The following is a 22,996-nucleotide window of genomic DNA, read 5'->3' on the forward strand; positions in this document are numbered from 1 at the left end:
GAGCCCACCCTGACGGGTCGGCCGTGCGCCGTGCCGACCCGAACCGGTCAAGATTGACTAGTTTCGATGCATGTGGGAGTCTGCCAGGCAGAGCCGCAGCGGGAGCCACGCGAGCAGGCGCGGGAGCGGGCAACTCCCGACCGTCCGGGTGTCGTCGTCCGACCTTTCCCTGGAGGGCTCCGTGTCCCATCTCGTCCGACCACGTCGCATCCCCCTCGTGGCGTGGCTGCTCGCCGTCGGCGCGGCCGCCACGCTGCTGCTGACCACCGCGCTGGCCAACCCGGCCGCCGCCCACGGCTCCACCGTCGACCCGGCGTCGCGCAACTACGGCTGCTGGGCCCGCTGGGCCAGCGACTTCCAGAACCCGGCGATGGCCACCGAGGATCCGATGTGCTGGCAGGCCTGGCAGTACAACGCGTCGGCCATGTGGAACTGGAACGGCCTCTACCGCGAGGGCGTCGCCGGCAACCACCAGGCCGCCATCCCCGACGGCCAGCTGTGCAGCGCCGGCCACACCGGCGACGGCCGCTACAACTCCCTCGACGCGCTCGGCGCCTGGAAGACCACCAACGTCGCCAACAGCTTCAAGGTCAAGCTGTGGGACCAGGCCAGCCACGGCGCCGACTACATCCGGGTGTACGTCACCAAGCAGGGCTTCAACGCCCTCACCAAGCCGCTGGCGTGGAGTGACCTGGAGCTGGTCGGCCAGATCGGCAACACCCCGGCGGCGCAGTGGCCGACCAAGGAGAGCCAGGGCGTGTCGATCCAGGTCCCGGCGAACGCGCCGGGCCGCACCGGCCGGCACATCGTCTACACGATCTGGCAGGCCAGCCACTCCGACCAGTCCTACTACCTGTGCAGCGACGTGAACTTCGGCGGCACCACCACCCCGCCGACCACGCCGCCGCCGACCACCACGCCGACCACGGCTCCGCCCACCACCCCGCCCGCGACGACCCCGCCCGCGACCACGCCGCCGGCCACCGCCGGCTGCTCGGCCGTCTACAAGTCCACCGGGCAGTGGTCCGGCGGCTTCCAGGGCGAGGTCGAGGTGACCGCCGGCAGCAGCCCGATCCGGGGCTGGACGGTCACCTGGACGTGGCCCGGCGGGCAGCAGATCGCGTCCTCCTGGAGCGCCACGGTCACCACCAGCGGGTCGACCGTGACCGCCCGCAACGTCGCCTACAACGGCACGCTGGCGGCCGAGGGGAAGGCCAGCTTCGGCTTCACCGGCTCGGGGGCGGCCAGCACCCCGACGCTGAGCTGCGCCGCGACGGCCTGACCGGCGGGCGGGCCGCCCCCGATCCAATGTCGGGGGCGGCCCGGCCCGTGGCCGCTCCCACCGGCGGTCAGACCTGCGCGTACGCGGCCCGCCAGGCGCCGTAGCCGCCGAGCAGGTCGGAGACGTCCCGCCGGCCGGCGCTGCGCAGCAGGCTCGCCGCGACCGAGGAGCGGTAGCCCCCGGCGCAGTGCACGACCACGGGCCGGTCGGCGGGCACCTCGTCGAGGCGGCGGGTCAGCTCGGCCAGCGGGATGTGCAGCGAACCGTCGACGGCCCCCTGCTCCCGCTCCCCGACGTTGCGGACGTCGAGCACCACCGGCGGCTCGGCACGGTCGAGCGCGGCGCGCAGCTCCGTCGCCGTGACCCGGCTGGCCCGGCTCGTCTCGGACGCCAGCTCGGCCAGGGTCGCCCCCGCGTCACGCAGGTGGCCGAGGACCCGGTCGAAGCCGATGCGGGCGAGCCGTACGACGATCTCCTCCTCGCGGCCCTCCGGCGCCACGACGAGCACCGCGCGGTCGGGGGCGACCACGCTGCCGGCGGTCTCGGCGAACCGGCCGTCGGCCGGGACGTTGATCGCCCCGGTGACGTGCCCGGCGGCGAACTCCTGCGGGTCGCGGGCGTCGACGACGACCGCGCCGTCGGCGCGGGCCCCGGCGAACTCGGCGGCGGTGAGCGGGCGGGCCGTGGCGCGGGCGTCGAACAGCTCGTGCGCCCGCCGGTTGAGCACGGCGTCGAACGCGAAGTAGCCCGGCGCGGCCGGCTGGCCGCCGGTGACCAGGGCGAGGAACTGCTCCTGGCTCATCGGCGCGCAGGCGTAGTTGGTGCGGCGCTGCTCGCCGATGGTGGACTGCCGCTCGGTGGAGAGGTTCCTGCCGCACGCGGAGCCCGCCCCGTGGGCGGGGAAGACCCGCACCTCGTCGGGGAGGCCCATCAGTTTGCGCTGCACGCTGTCGTAGAGCATCGCCCCGAGCTCCTCGGCGGTGACGCCGAGGGACGCGAGCAGGTCGGGGCGGCCGACGTCGCCGATGAACAGGGCGTCGCCGGTGAGGACGCCGTGCGGCACCGGGTCGGCGGCGTGCTCGTAGACCAGCACGCTGATCGACTCCGGGGTGTGGCCCGGGGTCTCCATGATCTCCAGGGTGACGTCGCCGAGGCTGATCCGCTCGCCGTCGGCGAGCTTGCGGATCGGGTACTCGGTCTCGGCGCGCCGGCCGTAGCCGATCCACGCGCCGGTGGCGGCGGCGACCTCCAGGTGGCCGGCGAGGAAGTCCGCGTGGAAGTGCGTGTTGACCACTCCCTCGATGGTCAGCCCGTGGGCCCGCGCGTCGGCGAGGTAGTCGCCGATGTCGCGGCGGGGGTCGACCAGCACGGCCCTGCCGGTGCGCTCGTCGGCCACGAGGTAGGACGCCTGGGACAGGCAGTCGAGGTAGTACTGCGTGAACAACATGGGCCGGTCTCCTCTGCGGTGATGGTCGGCGGTACACCGACTGTAGCGCATACCCCCGGGGGTATATTCCAGGTCGAAGGTCCCGCCCTTCCCGGGGTTGCCCGGTGGCGGACCTAATACCCCCCGGGGTATGTTCGACCCCGTGGCCGCGGCCCGCATGGCGACGGCGGGCACGGGTACGTGTGGGGTGCGCCCGGTCCCCGGCGCAGTCCGTCGACATCATACCCCCAGGGGTATCTATGGAGGGAGCGCGCCATGACGCCCGACGTGTCCGTCATCGCGACCTCGTCGCTGGGCGACCGCAGCTACCTGGCCTCCGACGGCCGGGTGGCCTGCCCGCGCCGGACGTCGTGCTCGACGTCCGGATGACCAACGAGTGGACCGCCGGCCACCTCGACGGCGCGGTGCACGTCCCCCTGCCCGACCTGCCGAACCGCCTCGCCGACGTGCCCGCCGGCACCGTCTGGGTGCACTGCGGCTCCGGCTACCGCGCCACCGTCGCCGCGTCCCTGCTGGCCAACGCCGGCCGGGAGGTCGTCGTCATCGACGACCGGTTTGAGCGGGCCCAGACCCGACCGACCCAGACCGACAACAGGAACGAGGAGACATGAGCACTTCCGAGAACACCCGCCCGGCCACGCCCGACGCCGCCCGGCCCGCCGCGCTCGACGCCGCCGGCCTGCGCGAACTGATCGACGCCGGCCGCGCGCCCCGCCTGCTCGACGTGCGCACCCCCGCCGAGTTCGAGACCGCGCACATCCCCGGCGCGTACAACGTCCCGCTCGACCTGCTGCGGGAGCACCGCGAGGAGCTACGCAACCACCTCGACGAGGACGTCGTGCTGATCTGCCGCTCCGGCGCCCGCGCCACCCAGGCCGGGCAGACCCTCGCCGGGGTCGGGCTGCCCCACCTCAAGGTCCTCGACGGCGGGATGCTGGCCTGGCAGGCCGCGCACGCGCCGGTCCGGGAGGGCGTGCCGCGCTGGGACCTCGAACGGCAGGTCCGCCTCGTCGCCGGCTCGATCGTCCTGGTCGCCGTCCTGGGTTCGGTGCTGGTGCCCGGCCTCAAGTGGGTCGCGGCGGCCATCGGCGCGGGCCTCACCTTCGCCGCCCTCACCAACACCTGCGCGATGGGCCTGCTGCTGGGCAGACTGCCCTACAACCGGGGCGCGAGCTGCGACCTCGACACCATCGTCGGCCAGCTCCGCGAGGGCTCGACCGCCGGGCGGCGGCCGTGACCGGCACCCTGGCCCTGACGGTCGGGCTGGCCGTCCTCATCGGGATCAGCCTCGGGCTGCTCGGCGGCGGCGGCTCCATCCTCGCCGTGCCGCTGCTCGTCTACGTCGCCGACCTGCCGGCGAAGGAGGCCATCGCCACGTCGCTGCTCGTCGTCGGCGTCACCAGCGCCGTCGGCGTCCTGCCGCACGCCCGCGCGCACCGGGTGCGCTGGCGCACCGGCCTGGTGTTCGGCCTCGCCGGCATGACCGGCGCGTACGCCGGCGGCCGCCTCGCCGCGTACGTCCCGGCCGCCGTCCTGCTCACCGGGTTCGCCCTGATGATGCTCGCCACGGCGGTCGCCATGATCCGGGGGCGGCGCGACGCCGGGGACCGGCCCGTGCCGCACGAGCTCGCCGTGCCGCGGGTGATCCTCGACGGGGTCGTGGTGGGGCTGGTCACCGGCCTGGTCGGGGCGGGTGGCGGCTTCCTGGTGGTGCCCGCGCTGGCGCTGCTCGGCGGCCTGCCGATGCCGGTCGCCGTCGGCACCTCGCTGGTGGTCATCGCCATGAAGTCCTTCGCCGGCCTGGCCGGCTACCTCTCCGCCGTCAGCATCGACTGGGGGCTGGCCGCCGCCGTCACCGCCGCCGCCGTGGTCGGCAGCCTCGCCGGCGGCCGGCTCGCCGGGCGCATCCCCGAGGCGGTGCTGCGCCGGGCGTTCGGGTGGTTCGTGGTGGTGATGGGCGTGTTCGTCCTGGCCCAGCAGCTGCCCGACGGGCTGCGCACCAACCCGGCGCTGTGGATCGCCCTCGGCATCGCCGTCGCCGCGGCGGTCACCGCCACCGCCACCCACAGTCGTCGGGCCGCCCCGGCGGAAGGGCCGCCGGCGACCGAGGCCGAGGTGGCGCACGCCGGCCCACCCGCCTGACCCCGCCGCCGGGACGTCCGGCGTCGGCGCGGCTGGACCCCGGCTGCCAGGATGGCCGCGTGAGGACGTGGACCCGGCCGTACGCGGACCCGATGCGGTGGTTCACCGGGGCGATCGCCTCGGCCGGCACGATGGTGTGCCTCTTCGCCGGGCTCCAGATCGTCACGCACTGGGAGCGGATCGCCCCGATCCAGGTGCTGCCGGTCGCCGCGTTCTTCTCGGTGTGGCTCACCCTCGCGTGGCGGCTGCACCGCACCGCGCTGGTGGTCAGCCCCGCCGGGGTGCGGGTGCGGTGGCTGTGGGCGACGCGGACGGTCCCGTGGGAGCGGGTGGACGGCTTCCGTACCGGGTCCGACTGGCTGGTCGCCGACCGGCTCTGGATCGCGCTGGGCGACGGCACCGAGCTGCGTACCCCGGTGCGCCGGCGCACGCCGGAGCCGGTCACTTTGCGCGATGGCGGCACGGCCCTCGCCGCCGGGCCCTACGCCGACCTGCTCGCCACGCTCGACCGGTGGCGGGCTGCCGCGCCTCCCGTGGCCCCGCCGGCCTGACGGCGGGCCGCAGGCAGCGGAGCCGTAACGCCGGGGTGGTTTGATGGTCCGATGGCGCACCCGGTGATCCTCTCGATCGACGACGACCCGGCGGTCTCCCGCGCGGTCGCCCGCGACATCCGCCGCCGCTACGGCGACCGGTACCGGGTGGTGCGCGCCGGCTCCGGCCCGGAGGCCCTCGACACGCTGCGCGAGATCAAGCTGCGCGGCGAGCAGGTGGCGGTGCTGGTCGCCGACTACCGGATGCCCGAGATGAACGGCATCGAGTTCCTCGAGGCCGCGATGGACCTCTTCCCCGCCGCGCGCCGGGTGCTGCTCACCGCGTACGCGGACACCGGCGCGGCCATCGACGCGATCAACCTGGTCGACCTCGACCACTACCTGCTCAAGCCGTGGCACCCGCCGGAGGAGAAGCTCTATCCGGTCGTCGACGCGCTGCTGGAGGCGTGGACGGCCAGCCCCGAGGCCGCCACCACGGAGATCCGGGTGGTCGGGCACCGCTGGTCCGCCCCGTCCTTCGCGGTGCGCGACTTCCTGGCCCGCAACCTGGTGCCGTACCGCTGGCTGCTGGCCGACGAGCCCGAGGGCGGGCGGCTGCTCGCGGCGGCCGGGGCGAGCGCCGCCGACGTGCCGGTGGTCGTCACCGCCGACGGCAAGGCCCTGGTGGCGCCCACGGAGACGGAGCTGGCCGGCCTCGTCGGCCTCAACGTCGTCCCGGCGGCGGACTTCTACGACCTGGTGGTCGTCGGCGGCGGGCCGGCGGGGCTGGGCGCGGCCGTCTACGGGGCGTCGGAGGGGCTGCGCACGGTGCTCGTGGAGCGGCGGGCCACCGGCGGGCAGGCCGGGCAGAGCAGCCGGATCGAGAACTACCTGGGCTTCCCCGACGGCGTCTCCGGGGCGCAGCTCACCGACCGCGCCCGCCGGCAGGCGCTGAAGTTCGGCGCGGAGCTGCTGACCACCCGGGAGGTCGTCGGCCTGGCGGAGGCCGGCTCGGCGCGGCTGCTGCGCTTCGACGACGGCTCCACGCTCGCCGCACACGCGGTGGTGCTGGCCACCGGCGTGTCGTACCGGATGCTCGACGCCCCCGGCCTGGCCGACCTCACCGGGCGGGGCGTCTTCTACGGCTCGGCCGCCACCGAGGCGCCGAGCTGCGTCGACCAGGACGTCTACATCGTCGGCGGGGCGAACTCGGCGGGCCAGGCGGCCGTCTACTTCTCCCGGTACGCCGCCCGGGTGCACGTGCTGATCCGGGGCGCGGACCTCACGGCGTCCATGTCGAGCTACCTGATCGACCAGCTCGACCGCATCGACCGCATCACCGTGCACCCGCACACCGAGGTGGTGGCCGGCGCGGGGGAGGGGCACCTGCAATGCCTGACCCTGCGCGACACCCGCACCGGGCAGCGGCGCGACGTCGACGCGTCGTGGCTGTTCGTGTTCATCGGGGCGGAGCCGCGTACCGAATGGTTGGCGGGGGTCGTGGCCCGCGACGAGCGGGGCTACGTCGTCACCGGGCCGGACCTGGTGGCCGGCGGCCGCCGGCCACCCGGCTGGACGCTGCCCCGCGACCCCTACCACCTGGAGTCCAGCCTGCCCGGCGTGTTCGCGGCCGGCGACGTGCGCGCGGCGTCGGTCAAGCGGGTCGCCTCCGCCGTCGGCGAGGGCGCGATGGCCGTGTCGCTGGTGCACCGCTACCTGGAGGCGCAGTGACCGGCCTGACCCCCGCCGAGGTGCGGACGCTGTTCCTGTTCGAGTCGCTCGACGACCAGCAGGTCGCCTGGCTGGCCGAGCACGGCCGGGTCGAGCGCCGCGCGGCCGGGGAGGCCGTCTACACCGAGGGCGAGCCGGCGACCTGCTTCTTCGTGCTGCTCGCCGGCGAGGTGCGGCTGTGCCGGACGATCCACGGCGAGCAGGTGGAGATCCTGCGCTCGGCGCAGCGCGGGGTGTACGGCGGGGCCACCCAGGCGTACCTGGACGACCAGCAGATCTACCGCAACGGGATGTGGGCGGTCACCGACACGGAGTTCTTCGTGCTGCCCGCCGAGACGTTCGCGCACGCGGTGCGGTCCTGGTTCCCGATGGCGATGCACCTGCTGGAGGGGCTGTTCATCGGCATGCGGGACACCCAGACGGTCGTCGGGGAGCGGGAACGCCTGGTGGCCCTGGGCGCCCTGTCGGCGGGCCTGACCCACGAGCTGAACAACCCGGCGAGCGCGGCGGTGCGGGCCACGTCCGCGCTGCGGGACCGGGTCGCCGGGATGCGGCACAAGCTGGCGATGATCGCCGACGGCCGGCTCGACGGGCGGCGGCTGCACGCCCTCGTGGCGTTGCAGGAGGAGGCGGTCGAGCGGGCGGCGAAGGCGTGCGCGCTGTCGCCCCTGGCCACCAGCGACGCCGAGGACGAGCTGACCGACTGGCTGGACGACCAGGGGATCGCCGCCGGCTGGGAGCTGGCCCCGACGCTGGTCGCCGGCGGGCTGGACGTCGCCTGGCTGGACCGGGTCCACGCGGAGCTCGGGGCCGACGACCTGGAGCCGGCGGTGCGGTGGCTCACCTACACCGTGGACACCGAGCTGCTCATGCGGGAGATCGCCGACGCGGCCACCCGGGTCTCCAAGCTGGTCGGCGCGGCCAAACAATACTCCCAGCTCGACCGGGCCCCCTACCAGGTGGTGGACGTGCACGAGCTGCTCGACGCGACGCTGGTGATATTCAAGGGCAAGCTCCCGCCGGGGATCCGCATGGTCCGGGAGTACGCCCCGGCGCTGCCCCCGATCCCCGCGTACGCGGCCGAGCTGAACCAGGTGTGGACCAACCTGATCGACAACGCGCTCGCCGCGATGGGCGACGAGGGCACGCTGACCGTCCGCACCGGCCGGGTCGACGGCCAGCTGACCGTCGAGGTGGCCGACACCGGCCCCGGCATCCCGGCGGCCGTGCGCCCGCGCATCTTCGAGCCGTTCTTCACCACCAAGCCGGTCGGCGAGGGGACGGGGCTGGGGCTGGACATCTCGTACCGGATCGTGGTCAACAAGCACCACGGGGACATCCGGGTGACGAGCGAGCCCGGCCGGACGGTGTTCCGCGTGCTGCTGCCGATCGCGCCCGCCCCCGGCGTCGCCCCGGAGGCCGTTCCGGAGGTCGCCCCGCCGGCGTGATGCGGGTGGGCGGGGTTCGGCGGCGGGTCCGGTCCGGCCGCCTGGTCCGGCCGCCTGGTCCGGCCGCCTGGTCTGGCCGCCTGGTCTGGACGCTTGGTCCGGCCCCGCTGCGTGACCCGGCGTAGTCGCCGCTCGCCGACCCCACCCCACCTCCTTTGCCCCCTTTGCTCTGCACCCGGATACGCAATGCCTACGCAGCGTGATCGGCCGTCGGTCGCCGCGTCGTTCGCGTTCTCGCCCGTGTGCAGGCCAGCCGGTGTGCTGCGTCCGTGGGTGCAGAGCAAAGGGAGCGTGTGATGTCGTGTGGGGTCGGAGGAGGGCCACCCAGAGTCAGCTAGGCTCGGACGTCACGCGGTGACTCCGCGGTCGTCGCCGAGCGTATGCAGCGGAGATCTTGGCGCGTCGGCGATGCGCGGGGCGGACGCCTACTGCGCCGTCGACCGCTGTGCGCATAGCCGGGGGTGGTCCGCCACCCGCGCCGGTGCCAGGGCCGACCCTGACCGGGCGGTCGTGGTCAGGGTGGGAGCGACCAGGGTGGGTGTGGTGGTCAGGGTGGGAGCGACCAGGGCGGTCGGGCGGTGGGCGGTCATCCGCTCCGCCGCGACCCGCAGGGCCAGCGGCCGACCGCCGCAGCGCCGGACCAGGTCGTAGGCGGACTCGGGGTCGGCGTCGACCCGGTCACCGATCAGCCCGCGCAGCAGCTCGACGCCCGCCTCGGCGCTCAGCGGACCCAGCTCCAGCCGGCGCGCGCCGTGCCGCACGACCAGCTCGGCCAGGTCGTCCCGGCTGGTCACCAGGACCAGGCAGCCGGGCGATCCGGGCAGCAGGGGGCGCACCTGCCCGGCGGCGCTGGCGTTGTCGAGCAGCACCAGCATCCGGCGGCCCGACATCCGGGTGCGGTAGCGGGCGGCCAGGGCGGCCGGCGTGGCGGGCAGGTCGGCGGTGGCGACGCCGAGGGCGTTGAGGAAGGCCGTGAGCACCTCGACCGGCGTCGGCGGCTGCCCGGGGCTCTCGCCGCGCAGGTCGGCGTAGAGCTGGCCGTCGGGGAAGCGGCCGGCGACCCGGTGCGCCCAGTGCACGGCCAGCGCGCTCTTGCCGATCCCGGTCGAGCCGGTCAGCAGGGCGGTCATCATCGCGGCGCGGGTGGCGCCCTCGGCGAGCAGGGCGTCGAGTGCGGCGCGGACCGGGCCGCGCCCGGTGAACGGCACCACGTCCGGCGGCAGCTCGTGTGGGACGCAGGCGGCGTCGGCCGACGCCCACGGCCGGGTGTGGGGCGGGGGATCGACCAGGCTGTCGTCGTGGGACCGGCAGTGGTTGGCCCGACGCCACAACGCCGCGAACTCCTCGACGTCGCCGCCGAGCACCCGGACGATCTCGCCCACCACCTCCCACCGGGCCAGGCGGGGACGCGTGAAGACCGCGTGGATCGACGTCGGGTTGATGCCCCGGGGCCGCCGCTCGGCGCGGGTGAGCTGTTGCAGCCGGCGCACGCTGGGCTGACCGGCGGCGAGGTGCAGGGCGTGTAGTCGGTCGTAGAAGTCGGCGAGGGGACCTGCTGGCACGAGAGGGCGGGTGAGCCGGCCCATTGGCGTTCTCCCCACATCTTGGCGCTGGCCCGGAAGCCTCCGAGCCTCACTACCTTCCGATGTCGAAACCTTGCGGTCAGTCAGGTCGCGGACACACTGTCAGCGACAGTTTTGACGGCCGTCGACGCTTCCGCTGTCCATTCCCGCCCTTGCATGCTGTGCCGAGCGCTTAGACAAGCGCCGATGTATTTGGTGGGAGGAGAACGAATGCACTTTCCGGACATCCGGCGGGTGGTCACGGTCACCGCGTCCGCCGCGCTCGTCGCGGCGACGGTGCTGGTGGGCACCGGGCCCGCGCAGGCAGCCCCCGTCGGCGGAGCGTCGGCCACCACGGTGGCGGCGACCAGCTCCACCACTGCGGCCCGCAGCGGGCTGACCGCCGCCCAGCAGGCGGGCGACTACTGGACCAAGGAGCGGATGCGCACCGCGATCTCGGCGGACGTGCTGGTCAAGAAGGCGGGAGCCGTGGCCGGCAAGGGCCTGAAGCCGACCGGGCCGGCCCGCTCCGTGCCGCCGGCCGCGCCCACCGTGACGGCCGCCTCCAGCGTCGCGTCGCAGGCCGGTGGGGACATCAGCGCCTACGTCGCCGCGTCCGCCACCGTCGGCAAGGTCTTCTTCTACAACCCCGTGGACGGCAAGAACTACGTCTGCTCGGCCGGTGCCGTGAACAGCACCTCCAAGCTGCTCGTCATGAGCGCCGGGCACTGCGTGCACGGCGGCCGGGGCGGCCAGTGGATGCAGAACTGGATCTTCGTGCCGCTCTACAACTACGGCGCGGAGCCGTACGGCCGGTGGTCGGCCAAGTACCTGACCGCGTTCAACGCCTGGATCAACGACAGCAACCTCGACCGGGACGTCTCGTACATCACCGTGTACCCGAACGCGTCGGGCCAGCGGCTGGTCGACCGGGTCGGCGGCAACGGGCTCTCGGTCAACTACAGCTACACCCAGGCCGTCACGATCCTCGCCTACCCGGCTGCCCCGCCGTACGACGGCGGGTGGCAGCAGTACTGCCAGGGCACGACGTACCGGCCCGGCAGCGAGAACAAGATCGCCCTCAACTGCGGCTTCACGGGCGGCTCCAGCGGCTCGGTCTGGTTGCGCCTCTACAACGACGTGTACGGCTACGTCAACGGAATCATGAGCACACTGAACAGCGCCGGGGTGAACAAGAGCTCCTACTTCGACACCGCGGTCATGGACGTCTACAACTCGGTCGCGGCCCGCGTCTGAGTCATCCGATCGGGTGAAGCCCGCCCCCGGCCGGGATCCGACGGATCCGGTCGGGGGCGGCGCGCGTCCAAGAGGCGTGGTCGTGGGCCGGGGCGTCGGACCCGGTCCCGCGTCGCCGCCGGGGGCGGCGGAGAGGAGCGCGGGATGAGGCAGGGCTGGGGTGCGGCGGTGGCGGTGGCCCTCGCGGTGGTCGTGGTCGCCGTCGTGGTGACCGGGGTGGCGGCCCGCCGGTCCGGTCCGGGGGAGCGGCCGGCGGCCCCGACGTCCGTCGGGGACACCGGCGCGTCGAGCAGCCGGCTGCCGTCGCCGGACGGCTCCTACTGGGACCCGGGCCGGATGGGCAGCGCCGAACCGGCCCCGATGCCCACCGAGTGACCGGCACCGTCGGGGGCCCCGGCTCAGGGGCGGGGCAGGGCCCGGCCGAGGTCGGCCAGCTCCCGGTCGAGCAGCTCGGCCAGGAACGCGGAGCGGTCCGGGGCGTTCTCCGGGGTCATCCCCCGGCTGGGCATCTCCACGATCATCAGCAGGTAGAGATGCAGCCGGTAGAGGCCGAGGCGCACCCGGGCCGCCGCGTCGAACACCGCCGGCTGCCCGCCGGCCGCCCGCCAGCCGCGCACGAAGGGGTGGTCCGGCTCGTCCTCGGCCCGTCGGAACAGCAACGGCGAGACCAGGTCCAGCAGCGGGTCACCCCACAGGTAGCGCTCGCCGTCCACCAGCCCGCACATCCGGTACGCGCCGGTCGCGTCCGGCGCGGCGAGCACGTTGCCGTCCCAGCCGTCGAAGTGCAGCAGGGCGGGGCGGCGCACCTGGTCCAGCGTCCCCGCGTGGTGGCGCACCAGCTCCCGGATCAGCCGTGGCCCGCCGGGCGGGGCGACGCCCCAGTCCGCCGCGTCGGCGAGCAGGTCGTCGATGATCGCGGCGAACGCTCTTGACCACGTCGGCCCGCCGGCCCGGTCGCCGTCGTAGCCGTACCGGTAACCGGTGATCCGGTGCAACGCGACGGTGGCCGCACCGAAGTCGGCGCGGGCCGGGCCGGCGTCGACGTCGGCCGTCAGCTCGGCGAGGGGCCGCCCGGGCAGCCGGTCGGTGAGCAGCCACTCGCCGCGCTCCGGGTCCCGGCCGTGGTGCAGCACCCGGGGCACGGGCACCTGCGGCGCGTGCGCGGCCACCAGCCGGAAGTAGCGCGCCTCCGCCGCCGCCAGGTCGTGCTCGTAGCGCAGCAGGCGCGCCCCGGGCGGCGGGGCTACCTTCAGCACGGCCGCGCCGCCGTCGTCCAGCGTCAGCCACCACACGGTCCCCGCTGCGGGCCGCGTCGGTTAGCGTCGCGGCATGGAACACATGCTGGTCACCGGGGGTGCGGGGTTCGTCGGCACCAACTTCGTGCGCCGGGCGCTGGCCGCCCGGCCGGGCCTGCGGTTGACCGTCCTCGACGCGCTCACCTACGCCGGGAGCCGGGACAGCCTCGCCGAGGTCGCCGACCGGATCACCTTCGTCCGCGGCGACGTCTGCGACGGCGACCTGGTCGACGCCCTCGTCTCGGACTGCGACACGGTGGTCCACTTCGCTGCCGAGTCCCACGTGGACAACTCGTTGCAGGACCCGACGCCGTTCCTGCGGACCAACGTCGAGGGCACGTTCGTGCTGCTGGAGGCGGTTCGCCGGCACGACCGGCGGCTGCACCACGTCTCCACCGACGAGGTGTTCGGCAGCCTGCCGCTGCACGGCGGCGGGGCGTTCACCGAACAGAGCCGCTACGACCCGTCCAGCCCGTACTCGGCGACGAAGGCGGCCTCGGACCTGCTGGTGCGGGCGTGGGTCCGGTCGTACGGGGTGCGGGCGACGACGTCCAACTGCGCGAACAACTACGGGCCGTACCAGAACGTGGAGAAGTTCCTGCCCCGGCAGATCACCAACGTGCTGCGCGGTCAGCGGCCCAAGCTCTACGGCACGGGCGCGAACGTGCGGGAGTGGACCCACGTCGACGACCACAACGACGCTGTGCTGCTGATCCTCGACGCGGGGGTGTGCGGGGAGACGTACCTGATCGGCTCCGGGGCCGAGTGGAGCAACCGCGCTCTGCTGGAGTTGACCCTGACGCTGCTCGGCCGGCCCGCCGACGACTTCGACCACGTGCCGGACCGCCCCGCCCACGACCTGCGCTACGCCTGCGACAGCTCCAAGCTCCGCCGGGAGCTGGGCTGGCGGCCCCGTCACCCGGATCTGGCCGACGGGCTGGTCGCCACCATCGACTGGTACCGCCGCAACGAGTGGTGGTGGGGGCCGCAGAAGGCCGCCACGGAGGCCCGCTACGCGGCGATCGGTCGGTAGCGCCCCCCTGCCGCGGCCGGGGCGGCAGGGCGAGCGTGCCAGCTACGGTACGACGTACGCTAGGGTTGGTCTTTCTCCCGGCGGGCGGTCGTCGCCCGCCCGGCCACCTGGAGGAGGCACGGTGCGACTCGGGCGGTACGCGGTCGTCTTCGAGCCGGGCGACCCGCCCCGGACCGGCACGGTCGGCTTCTACGACCCCGCCGGGCACGCGCTGCCCGAGGGGTTCGACGCGCTCGGGGAGCACGTCGAGCTGGACCTCGCCCTCCGGCTCGACGGTCCCGTGGCGGCCTGGACGGTGCCCGCCTGCGCCGTGCCGGTCGGCGACGCGGTCCGGCAGCTCGCCGCGCTGCGCGACGCCGACGACCTCACCCCGGCCGCCGCGTTCTGGTCGGCGGTGGCGGTCACCGGCCTGCACCTGGCCGCCCGGGGGCGGATCCTGCCCGGCGTCTCCCCACAGGGCTGGGACGCCTGGCGGGTGGGCCCCCTCGACGTGGCCGACGTGGCACGCATCCGGGCCCTCGCGGCGGCGATGCCGCCCGAGGCGCGGGCGATACCGCTCGCCGCCGCCGCCGAACGCCTCGCCCTGCCCGAGCCGGAGGGGCTGGTCCGCGCCTTCCTCGACGCGGTGGCCGACACCCTGCCGCGCAGCCCGGCCGCGACGTGGCTGACCGGCGACGCCCGGTTCACCGGCCTGGAGCCCGGGCCGGCGGACGACCTGCGCGACTGGGCCCGGGAGGTCTCCGTCGGCGTCGACACCGGCCTGCGGGTGGCGCTGCGGCTGGAGGGCCGGGGCGACCTGGGCGGCACGCCGTTCGTCGCGGTGGTGCGGCTGCGCAGCCTCGCCGACCCGACGCTGGTCGCCGACGCGGGGGCCCTGTGGGAGGGCGACGAGCACGGCCTCGGCGAGCAGGCCACCTTCGAGGCGATGCGCGCCGTGCGCCGCGCCGCCGCCACGTGGCCGCCGCTGGAGCGGCTCCTCGACCACGCCGCGCCGGTCGAGCTGGAGCTGCTCGACGAGGACCTGGTCGACCTGCTCGGCGGGGCCGAGGCGCGGCTCGCCGCCGCCGGCATCGACGTCGAGTGGCCGTCCGGGCTGTCGCGCGAGCTGGCCACCCGGGTGCTGGTCAGCTCGCCGCCGGAGCAGCCCGCCGACGTGGCGGGGTTCTTCCGGTCCGCCGCCGCGCTGCCGTTGAGCTGGCAGCTCACCCTGGCCGGCGACGCGCTGACCGACGCCGAGATGGACCTGGTGGCGAAGTCCCGGCCGATCGTGCGGCTGCGGGACCGGTGGGTGGCGGTCGGGCCGGAGCTGGCCCGCCGGGCCTGCGAACGGCAGCTCGGGCCGCGCAGGGCGTACGACGCCCTGGCCGCCACGCTGATCGCCAGCACCGAGGTCGAGGGGGAGCGGGTCGAGGCGGTCGCCGACGGCTGGCTGGGAGCGCTGCGCGAGCGGATCGCCGAACCCGACGCCGGCCCCGAGCCGCTGGAGCCGCCGGCCGGGCTCCACGGCACGCTGCGCGAATACCAGCTACGCGGCCTGCGCTGGCTGGAGCGGACGACCTCGCTCGGCTTCGGCGGCTGCCTCGCCGACGACATGGGCCTCGGCAAGACCGTCACCGTCATCTCGCTGCACCTGCGCCGCCAGGCGGACGCGGCCACCGCCGGGGCCACCCTGGTCGTCTGCCCCGCGTCGGTGCTCGGCAACTGGGAGCGGGAGATCCGGCGGTTCGCCCCCGACGTCGCCGTCCGCCGGTTCCACGGCGCCGCCCGGTCCCTCGACGGGCTGACCGGCGGGTTCGTGCTGACCAGCTTCGGCACCATGCGCGTCGACGCCGGCAGCCTCGCCGGGCACGGGTGGGGCCTGGTGGTCGCCGACGAGGCGCAGTACGTGAAGAACCGGCTCAGCGGCACCGCGAAGGCCCTGCGGACGATCCCCGCCCGCGCCCGGGTCGCGCTCACCGGCACGCCGGTGGAGAACAACCTCTCCGAGCTGTGGGCGATCCTCGACTGGACCACCCCCGGCCTGCTCGACTCCGTCGGCGCGTTCCGGGCCACCTGGGCCCGGCCGATCGAGGTGGACCGCGACGGTGCCGCCGTGGCGCGGCTGTCCCGGCTGGTGCGCCCCTTCCTCCTGCGGCGGCGCAAGTCCGACCCCGGCATCGCCCCCGAACTCCCGCCGAAGACCGTCACCGACCACCTCGTGCCGCTCACCGCCGAGCAGGTGGACCTCTACCAGCGGGTCGTCGCCGACGTGCTGGTCGAGATCCGCGCCAGCGCCACCACCATCGCCCGGCGCGGCCTGGTGCTCAAGCTGCTCGTCGGCCTCAAGCAGGTCTGCAACCACCCCGCGCACTACCTGAAGGAGCCGCACGGCCAGCTCACCGGCCGGTCGGAGAAGCTGCAACTCCTCGACGACCTGTTGGAGACCATCCTCGCCGAGGGCGGCGCGGTGCTGGTCTTCACCCAGTACGTCCGGATGGCCCGGCTGCTCCAGCGGCACCTGGCCGAGCGGGGGGTGCCTGCGCAACTGCTGCACGGCGGCACGCCCGTGCCGCAGCGGGAGGAGATGGTGCGCCGGTTCCAGGCCGGCGAGGTGCCGGTGTTCCTGCTCTCGCTCAAGGCGGCCGGCACCGGCCTCAACCTGACCCGGGCCGACCACGTCGTCCACTACGACCGGTGGTGGAACCCGGCCGTGGAGGAGCAGGCCACCGACCGCGCGTACCGGATCGGGCAGACCCGGCCGGTGCAGGTGCACCGGCTGATCGCCCAGGGCACCCTGGAGGACCGGATCGCCGCCCTGCTGGAGTCCAAGCGGGAACTGGCCGACGCGGTCCTCACCGGCGGCGAGACCGCCCTGACCGAACTCTCCGACGCCGAGCTGCTCCGGCTCGTGCAACTGCGCCACGAAGGATGAGGAGCCACGACGTGGACTTCGACATCGAGTACGACGAGCTGGAGCCCGACGACGACACGGAGCTGTCCGCCGACGAGCGGCGGGCGCGCAGCTTCCCCAGGTTCGGCCCCGGCAAGCGGATCGGCAGGAAGTTCGCCGACACCTGGTGGGGCAACGCCTGGATCGAGTCGATGGAGCGCACCGCCCTCGACGCCGAGCAGCTCAGGAAGGGCCGCCGGTACGCCTTCGCCGGGCAGGTCGGGTCGATCACCGTCAGCCCCGGCCGGATCTCCGCCGCCGTGCACGACGGCGACCAGTACACCCCGTACGACACGGTCGTGCGCATCGGCACCCTCGCCGCGGCCGGGTGGGACCGGCTGCTCGACCGGGTCGCCGCGAAGGCCGGGCACATCGCCGCCCTGCTCGACCGGGACATGCCGCACGACCTGGCGCAGACCGCCGACGACGCCGGGGTGCGCCTGCTGCCCGGCTACGGCGACCTCGAACCCGAGTGCGACTGCCCGTCCTGGGACCACCCGTGCCGGCACGCCGCCGCGCTGGCGTACCAGGCGGCGTGGCTGCTCGACCGGGACCCGTTCGTGCTGCTGCTGATGCGCGGCCGGGGCGAGGCGGAGCTGATGGCGGACCTGCGCCGGCGCAACGCCCGCCGGTCCGTCGCCGCCGACGCCACCGACGAGGCAACCGGCACCCCGGCCGAGCAGGCGTACGCCGCGCCGCCCGCCGCCCTGCCCGCGCCGCCGGGGCCGGTGACCGGTGAGCCCCTCGCGCTCGCCCCGCTGCTCGCCGGGCACGAGGCGGCCGGCATCGACGCCGAGGCGCTCGGGGCGCTCGCCGCCGACGCGGCGCACCGGGCCCGGGACCTGCTCGCCTCGACTCGGGAGGAACTGCTCGCCCCCGAGGCCGACGCCTGGTGCGACGCGGTGCGGCTGGCCGCCCGGCTGCCGGGTTCCCCGGCGGCGAGGCGGCTGGGCGAGGCCAGCGGCCGGGCCGCCGAGCTGCCCCGGGCCGTCAGGGCCTGGGAGTACGCGGGCGCGGCCGGCGTGGACGTCGTCGACGCGGTGTTCAGTCCGCCGAGGGAGCTGGTCGCCCGGGCCACCGCCGCGCTGCGCGAGGCGGGCGGGGGCGACGGGGCCGCGCCCGAGGTGCGCAACTGGCGCAACCGGTGGACGGTCGGCCGCGACGCGCAGGTGCGCTACGGCCGCGACGGCCGGTGGTATCCGTTCCGCAGGCGCTCGGGCCAGTGGTGGCCGGCGGGACCGCCCGGCCCGGACCCGGTGGACGCGCTGCTCGACCTGCCCCAGGGCTGACGCCGCCGGCCCGCTGCCTGCCCCGTACGAGGTACGGTATCCCGCCGATAGGATGGCGGCACTATGTCGAACGCGCGCAAGGGCAAGGTCGACCCCGCCCGCAGCCTGGCGATCCTCTGGCGCACCCGGGAGCCGGCGAGCCGCAGCGCCGGGCCCGGCCTCAGCGTCGACCGGATCGTCCGGGCGGCGATCGAGATCGCCGACGCCGAGGGCATCGACGCGCTGACCATGCGCCGGGTCGGCGAGGCGCTGGGCATCGGCACCATGTCGGTCTACACGTACGTGCCCGGCAAGGCCGAGCTGCTCGACGTCATGGTCGACACCCTCTACGGCGAGATGAGCCGCCCGGCCGACGTGCCCGGCGGCTGGCGGCCCCGGCTGGAGCAGATCGCCCGGGAGAACCTGCGCCTCTACCGCGCCCACCCGTGGCTGCTGCGCGCGGAGACGACCCGGCCGGTCCTCGGCCCGAACCTGCTCGCCAAGTACGACTACGAGCTGGGCGCGGTGGCCGACACCGGCCTCGACGACGTCGAGATGGACGCGGTGCTCACCCTGCTCCTCGGCCACGTCCGGAGCGCGGCGCGGGCCGAGCTGGACGTGGTCAATCTGGAGCGCGAGACCGGCCTGACCGACGGCCAGTGGTGGCAGTCGCACGCGCCCTGGCTGGAGCGGTTCATGAAGTCGGGCAGCTACCCGACGGCCGCCCGGGTCGGCGCGGCGGCCGGCGCGGCGCACGGCGCGGCGTACGGGCCGGAGCACGCGTTCGAGTTCGGCCTGCAACGGGTGCTCGACGGCATCTCCGTGGTGGTCGACGACCGTCGGGGCACTTGATCCGGGCGGGCCCGGACAGGGAAGCTGTAACGCATCCACGCACGCCGATACATGGAGGCTCGGATGCGCCGCTTCCCCCTGCTCGCCCTCCTGCTCGCCGTACCCCTGCTCGCGCCACCGGCGACCGCCCACGCCGCCCCCGCCCCGCCGGCCGCCCCCGCCCCGGCCGTCGCCGCCCACGCCCCCGCCGGCACCGCGTTGACCGTCGACCCGGCCACCGGCCGGACCACCGTCGCCGCCGACGACACGGTCAGCGACAGCCAACTGGCCGCGCTGCGCGCCCGGCTCGCCGGCACCGACGCCGTGGTCCGCCGCGAACCCGGGCGGCTGAGCACCCTCATCGCCGGCGGGCAGGCCATCTACGGCGGCGGCGGGCGCTGCTCGCTCGGCGCGAACGTCCGAAGCGGCAGCGTCTCCTACTTCGTGACGGCCGGCCACTGCACCGCGACCGCCACCACCTGGTACGCCGACAGCGCCGGCAGCAGCGTGCTCGGCTCCCGCGCCGGCAGCAGCTTCCCCGGCAACGACTACGGCATCGTCCGCTACACCTCCACCACCGTCGCCCACCCCAGCGCGGTCCACACCTACCCCGGCACGCTGACCATCACCGGCACCGCCACGCCCTACGTCGGCATGGTCGTCTGCCGCAGCGGCTCCACCACCGGCGTGCGGTGCGGCTCGATCACCGCGCTCAACGCCACCGTCAACTACGCCCAGGGCTCCGTCACCGGCCTGATCCGCACCAACATCTGCGCCGAACCCGGCGACAGCGGCGGCCCGCTCTACGTCGCCGCCGCCGGCAGGATCGTCGGCATCCTCTCCGGCGGCAGCGGCAACTGCACCACCGGCGGCACCACCTACTACCAGCCGATCGCCGAGATCCTCAGCGCGTACGGGGTGACGATCCCCTGAGCCGGCGGGCCGGGCGGCCTCACGCGGCGAAGTGCGGGTTGCCCGCCGTCAGCCGCAGCGTCCAGCCGCCCGGCCCCCGGTGCGCCGACACGTGGTTGCAGGACTGGTGGGTGATCCACAGGCCGAGGCCGCCGTCGGCGCCGTCGCCGGCCGGGAGCAGGCCCGCGAACGGGTCCTTCGGCCCGTCGCCGCCGTCGGAGACCGTCACCACCAGCCGGTCGGGCCCCACCCACAGCCGCACGCACACCGGCGGCAGGCCGTGGCGCAGCGCGTTGGTCACCGTCTCGCTGACCGCCACCACCAGGTCCTCGACGTCGTCGGCCGGCAGCCGGCCCCCGTCGACGGAATACACGGCGGCGCGGGCCTGCGCGGCCGTGGGCGCGGACAACTCGACCACCGGCGGCGTCCACTGGAGCGGGTCCGGCGGCGCCGGCCGGTTCTCCCGCAGGTAGGTGGTCGGCTCCGTGTAGTCGGGGTTCGGCACGTGCCGCCCGTCGGGGGTGGCGTGCCGGGGATGGGTGCGCGCCACGTCCCGCAGCACCGACGCGGGCGTGCTGCGCGCGTCGTACGCGCACATGCTCCACAGCGGGAACTCGTCGTAGGCGTGGTTGATCGCCGACTCGTAGCGGGCCCACCAGTCCCAGGTCACCCCCAGGGCGCTCGGCGGAAGCTCCCCGACGATCCGGATCTGCCGGGCCCCGTCGGCCACGTGCCCGGCGAGCATCTCCCGGTAGGAGCGGATGGCGGCGGTCGGCCGGGCGTAGACGTCTCCGCCGGGCAGGAAGGTGACCCCGCAGCCGGTGGGCAGGGCGCCCCGCACCAGGGCCGCGTTGCGCGCGCCCAGCGACACCACGGTCGGCTCCCCGGCGGCGACCCCGCCGAGCAGGAACGGCACCACGACCGCCAGCAGCTGCTCCTCGGAGGAATAGCAGACCGCCTCGTGGAAGTAGCCCCGGTGACCCGCCGCCGCGCCCGTCCTCATCGCGCGGCCTCCACGCGTAGCCCGGGCAGGCCCAGCAGGTCGACGACGTGGGCCACGCCGACGCCGGGCAGGCCGCGCAGCACCGCCACGGCGCCCAGGCCGCGGGCGTACTCGCCCAGCAGCAGCAGGCAGCGGTGGTCGGCGAAGCGCAGCCGGCCCGCCTCGAACACCACCCGCCCGTCGACCGGGCGGGGCGCGGCCCGCTCCAGCGCCGTGGCGAGCAGGTCGCGGGCCGACCGGTCCAGCTCGCCGGCCAGCCCCGCCCGGCCCCGGCCCGCCGCGTAGAGCCGGAACAGCACGTCATCCGTGTTGCCCGCCGGGTGTAGGCAGGCCAGCTCGGCGACCGCCGACGCGCCCAGCTCGCGGGGATCGTAGACGCACATGGCGGAGAACGGGTGGGCCCGCATGTAGCCGTCGATCAGGTGCTCGTAGCGGGTGAAGGCCGCCCGCTGCCGGGGCGTGCGGACCAGGCCGGTGGCCTCCGCGACCACCCGCAGCCCGGTGCGGCCGGCGGCCAGGGCCGCCTCGGTCGCCTCCGCGTAGGCCCGCACCTGGGCGGCCGGGTCGGCGACGCGGTCGTCGACGTAGGTGTCGCCGAGCGGGACGACCCGGGCGGCCCCGTCGCGCAGGGCGTCGGCCAGCACCGGACCGGCGGCCAGCCACGCGCGGACCTCGGCCGGATCCCGCTCCGTCACATACCACACCTGCTCGCCGGCGGAGAGGCCGGCGGCGAGGAACGCGCGGGCGGCGGCGGCGAAGGCGGCCGGGTCGTCGTGCCGCCAGCAGACGTGGTCGGTGGGCAGCGCAGGGCAGCCGTCGCCGCTCACCGGTGCCGCCCCATGCCCGCAGTCTAAGCCCACCTGGGCCGGCGGGACGGGCAGCCCGGGGGCGGTGGGACGGGCGACCCGGGCCGGTGCGGGTTCAGCGGGGTGCGGCCAGGTCCCGGGCCAACGCCACCGCGCCGTGCAGCGAGGAGAGCCCGCCCAGGGCGGCGGCCCGCACGGCGGGGGCCGGACGGCCCGGACGGGTGAGCCGGACCACCTCCCGGCCGACCAGGTCGACGAAGCCGGGCAGCCCGGCGGCGAAGCCGCCACCCAGCACCGCCACCGCCGGGTCGAGCAGCTCGCCCAGGCTGACCACGGCCGCCGCGAGGGCCGTGGCCGCCGGGCGGACCGCGTCGTGGGCCCACGGCCGGTCCCGCTCCAGCCCGTCGCGCAGCTCGCCGAAGCCCACCTCGCCGCCCCGGGCCGCGCCGGCCCGGCGCAGCGTCGCCGGCCCGGAGGCGACCGCCTGGAGGCAGCCGTGCCGACCGCAGTCGCACCGGGGCCCGTCGACGTCGACGACCAGGTGGCCGACCTCGGGGGAGCCCCGCCCCGGCGTCGGCAGGGCCCGGCCGCCGAGCACCACGCCGCCGCCCACACCGGTGCCGACCCCCAGGTAGACGACGTCCTGCGCGCCCAGGTGCCGGGCCTCGGCCAGCGCCGCCAGGTCACCGTCGTCGGCCCAGGCGGTGCGGCTGCCCGGGAAGAGGCGACGCAGCGTCTCGTCGAAGGGCAGCCCCGCCCAGCTCGGCCGGCCCGGCCACACGACCACCCGGCCGGTCGGGCCGGTGGTGCCGGGCATCGCCACCCCGACGGCCGCGAACCGCAGCCCCGACTCCGTGCGCAGCGCGCCGACCGCGTCGGCCAGCGCCGCCACGTCGGCGTCGACGCCGCCGCCGGGCCAGGTCAACACCCGCTCGTACGCCCGCCCGCCCGCCGTCGGCGCGGCCCGGCCCTCCCCGGCGCGGGGGACCTCCGCGGGCCCGGCCGCGACCCCCCGCGGGTCCGCCGCGACCTGCTCGGCGCGCAGCGCGACCTTGGTGCCGCCGATGTCGACGCCGAGGACGCCGAGGCCCGCCCCGTCGCCGCCGCTGCCCCCGGTCACCGGGGTCAGCCCTGGAGCACGTGCAGCACCGCGAGCGCGGCGGCCGCCACCCCGAACGCGAGCGGCATCACCGTCACCGCGAACGGGTCCCGGGCGCGCACGTGGTAGACGGCCGCGCCGATCATCAGCGGGACGAGGCCGACCGCCGCCGCGAGCCCGGCCGGCGCCCAGTACAGCCCGACGAGCAGGCCGACGACGGCCGCCAGCTCCAACGCCCCGATGACCCGGGTGAGGCCGGCGGAGACGCCGAGGTGGTCCATCCGCTCGCGGGTCTTGCGCTCACCGAGGAGCTTCTGCACGCCCGTGGCCATGAACACGGCGGCCAGGATGATGCTGAGGGTGATGGTGGGAGTCCGCACGGAAACATCCTTAGTGGAGGGGGTGACGGGTCGCCGGTGAC

Annotated in this window: 20 protein-coding genes and 1 pseudogene; 14 read left to right on the top strand and 7 right to left on the bottom strand. The window is 75.4% G+C overall.

All coding sequences use genetic code 11. The features are described 5' to 3' along the window. Window positions 1–226: 226 nt before the first annotated feature. Entirely contained in the window at window positions 227–1,282 is a 1,056-nt protein-coding gene (locus tag O7628_RS22880) for a lytic polysaccharide monooxygenase (RefSeq protein ID WP_278136388.1), read from the top strand. A gap of 67 nt (window positions 1,283–1,349) precedes the next feature. Here O7628_RS22880 and O7628_RS22885 read toward each other — a convergent pair whose 3' ends face one another. Beyond that, window positions 1,350–2,729 carry a rhodanese-like domain-containing protein gene (locus tag O7628_RS22885; RefSeq protein WP_278133517.1) on the bottom strand — a complete coding sequence of 460 codons (1,380 nt, stop codon included), beginning with the start codon at window positions 2,727–2,729 and terminating at the stop codon, window positions 1,350–1,352. 164 nt (window positions 2,730–2,893) lie between these two features. Here O7628_RS22885 and O7628_RS22890 point away from each other — a divergent pair. The 6 genes and pseudogenes from O7628_RS22890 to O7628_RS22915 all read left to right on the top strand — a co-directional run. Next, a pseudogene (locus tag O7628_RS22890) lies at window positions 2,894–3,340 on the top strand (rhodanese-like domain-containing protein); the annotation flags it as partial. Beyond that, window positions 3,337–3,966, top strand: a complete 630-nt coding sequence (locus tag O7628_RS22895; RefSeq protein WP_278133518.1) for a rhodanese-like domain-containing protein — start codon at window positions 3,337–3,339, stop codon at window positions 3,964–3,966. The pseudogene O7628_RS22890 and the gene O7628_RS22895, both read left to right, overlap by 4 nt. Further along, window positions 3,963–4,871 (top strand): sulfite exporter TauE/SafE family protein, encoded by a 909-nt coding sequence (locus tag O7628_RS22900; RefSeq protein WP_347405210.1) that lies wholly within the window; start codon window positions 3,963–3,965, stop codon window positions 4,869–4,871. The genes O7628_RS22895 and O7628_RS22900 overlap by 4 nt, the downstream gene beginning before the upstream one ends. Before the next feature lie 59 nt (window positions 4,872–4,930). Continuing rightward, window positions 4,931–5,422: a PH domain-containing protein gene (locus O7628_RS22905; RefSeq protein ID WP_278133519.1), complete on the top strand. Its 492-nt coding sequence runs from the start codon at window positions 4,931–4,933 to the stop codon at window positions 5,420–5,422. 51 nt (window positions 5,423–5,473) lie between these two features. Continuing rightward, window positions 5,474–7,132 carry an FAD-dependent oxidoreductase gene (locus tag O7628_RS22910; protein WP_278133521.1) on the top strand — a complete coding sequence of 553 codons (1,659 nt, stop codon included), beginning with the start codon at window positions 5,474–5,476 and terminating at the stop codon, window positions 7,130–7,132. Beyond that, complete coding sequence (locus O7628_RS22915) at window positions 7,129–8,580, top strand: ATP-binding protein (RefSeq protein WP_278133523.1); 1,452 nt, start codon at window positions 7,129–7,131, stop codon at window positions 8,578–8,580. Before O7628_RS22910 ends, O7628_RS22915 begins: the two co-directional genes overlap by 4 nt. A gap of 425 nt (window positions 8,581–9,005) precedes the next feature. Here the strand turns inward: O7628_RS22915 and O7628_RS22920 are convergent, their stop codons facing one another. Continuing rightward, on the bottom strand, window positions 9,006–10,142 hold the full coding sequence (locus tag O7628_RS22920) for an NB-ARC domain-containing protein (protein ID WP_278133525.1): 1,137 nt from the start codon (window positions 10,140–10,142) through the stop codon (window positions 9,006–9,008). A 231-nt stretch (window positions 10,143–10,373) separates the two neighbouring features. Between O7628_RS22920 and O7628_RS22925 the strand changes: the two genes are divergently transcribed. Continuing rightward, a complete protein-coding gene (locus O7628_RS22925) occupies window positions 10,374–11,399 on the top strand; it encodes a hypothetical protein (protein WP_278133527.1) in 1,026 nt (341 codons plus the stop codon). A gap of 144 nt (window positions 11,400–11,543) precedes the next feature. Continuing rightward, a complete protein-coding gene (locus tag O7628_RS22930; protein ID WP_278133529.1) occupies window positions 11,544–11,774 on the top strand; it encodes a hypothetical protein in 231 nt (76 codons plus the stop codon). 23 nt (window positions 11,775–11,797) lie between these two features. On the opposite strand, the gene O7628_RS22935 is transcribed toward O7628_RS22930, so the two are convergent. Next, on the bottom strand, window positions 11,798–12,691 hold the full coding sequence (locus tag O7628_RS22935) for an aminoglycoside phosphotransferase family protein (protein WP_278133531.1): 894 nt from the start codon (window positions 12,689–12,691) through the stop codon (window positions 11,798–11,800). Window positions 12,692–12,728: 37 nt separating this feature from the next. Here O7628_RS22935 and rfbB point away from each other — a divergent pair, with 37 nt between their 5' ends. The 5 genes from rfbB (at window position 12,729) to O7628_RS22960 (ending at window position 19,688) form a co-directional block, all read left to right on the top strand. Continuing rightward, window positions 12,729–13,727 (top strand): dTDP-glucose 4,6-dehydratase, encoded by a 999-nt coding sequence (gene rfbB, locus O7628_RS22940; protein WP_178064061.1) that lies wholly within the window; start codon window positions 12,729–12,731, stop codon window positions 13,725–13,727. 121 nt (window positions 13,728–13,848) lie between these two features. Beyond that, window positions 13,849–16,638, top strand: coding sequence for a DEAD/DEAH box helicase (locus O7628_RS22945; protein WP_278133534.1), 2,790 nt, complete (start codon window positions 13,849–13,851; stop codon window positions 16,636–16,638). Between the two features lie 11 nt (window positions 16,639–16,649). Beyond that, entirely contained in the window at window positions 16,650–17,945 is a 1,296-nt protein-coding gene (locus O7628_RS22950) for an SWIM zinc finger family protein (protein ID WP_278133536.1), read from the top strand. 63 nt (window positions 17,946–18,008) lie between these two features. Then, window positions 18,009–18,776: a TetR/AcrR family transcriptional regulator gene (locus O7628_RS22955; protein ID WP_278133537.1), complete on the top strand. Its 768-nt coding sequence runs from the start codon at window positions 18,009–18,011 to the stop codon at window positions 18,774–18,776. Between the two features lie 63 nt (window positions 18,777–18,839). Then, window positions 18,840–19,688 carry a S1 family peptidase gene (locus O7628_RS22960; protein WP_278133538.1) on the top strand — a complete coding sequence of 283 codons (849 nt, stop codon included), beginning with the start codon at window positions 18,840–18,842 and terminating at the stop codon, window positions 19,686–19,688. A 19-nt stretch (window positions 19,689–19,707) separates the two neighbouring features. Here O7628_RS22960 and O7628_RS22965 read toward each other — a convergent pair whose 3' ends face one another. From O7628_RS22965 to O7628_RS22980, 4 genes are all read right to left on the bottom strand, one after another. Continuing rightward, complete coding sequence (locus O7628_RS22965; protein ID WP_278133540.1) at window positions 19,708–20,670, bottom strand: sensor histidine kinase; 963 nt, start codon at window positions 20,668–20,670, stop codon at window positions 19,708–19,710. Continuing rightward, window positions 20,667–21,497, bottom strand: a complete 831-nt coding sequence (locus tag O7628_RS22970; protein WP_278133542.1) for an MEDS domain-containing protein — start codon at window positions 21,495–21,497, stop codon at window positions 20,667–20,669. The genes O7628_RS22965 and O7628_RS22970 overlap by 4 nt, the downstream gene beginning before the upstream one ends. A 94-nt stretch (window positions 21,498–21,591) precedes the next feature. Further along, complete coding sequence (locus O7628_RS22975; protein ID WP_278133544.1) at window positions 21,592–22,596, bottom strand: ROK family protein; 1,005 nt, start codon at window positions 22,594–22,596, stop codon at window positions 21,592–21,594. A 5-nt stretch (window positions 22,597–22,601) separates the two neighbouring features. Next, the gene (locus O7628_RS22980; RefSeq protein ID WP_278133545.1) at window positions 22,602–22,955 is read right to left on the bottom strand and encodes a DoxX family protein; all 354 of its coding nucleotides are present in this window, start codon (window positions 22,953–22,955) and stop codon (window positions 22,602–22,604) included. Window positions 22,956–22,996: the final 41 nt, after the last annotated feature.

The organism is Micromonospora sp. WMMD956 (assembly GCF_029626125.1).
GTDB lineage: Bacteria > Actinomycetota > Actinomycetes > Mycobacteriales > Micromonosporaceae > Micromonospora > Micromonospora carbonacea.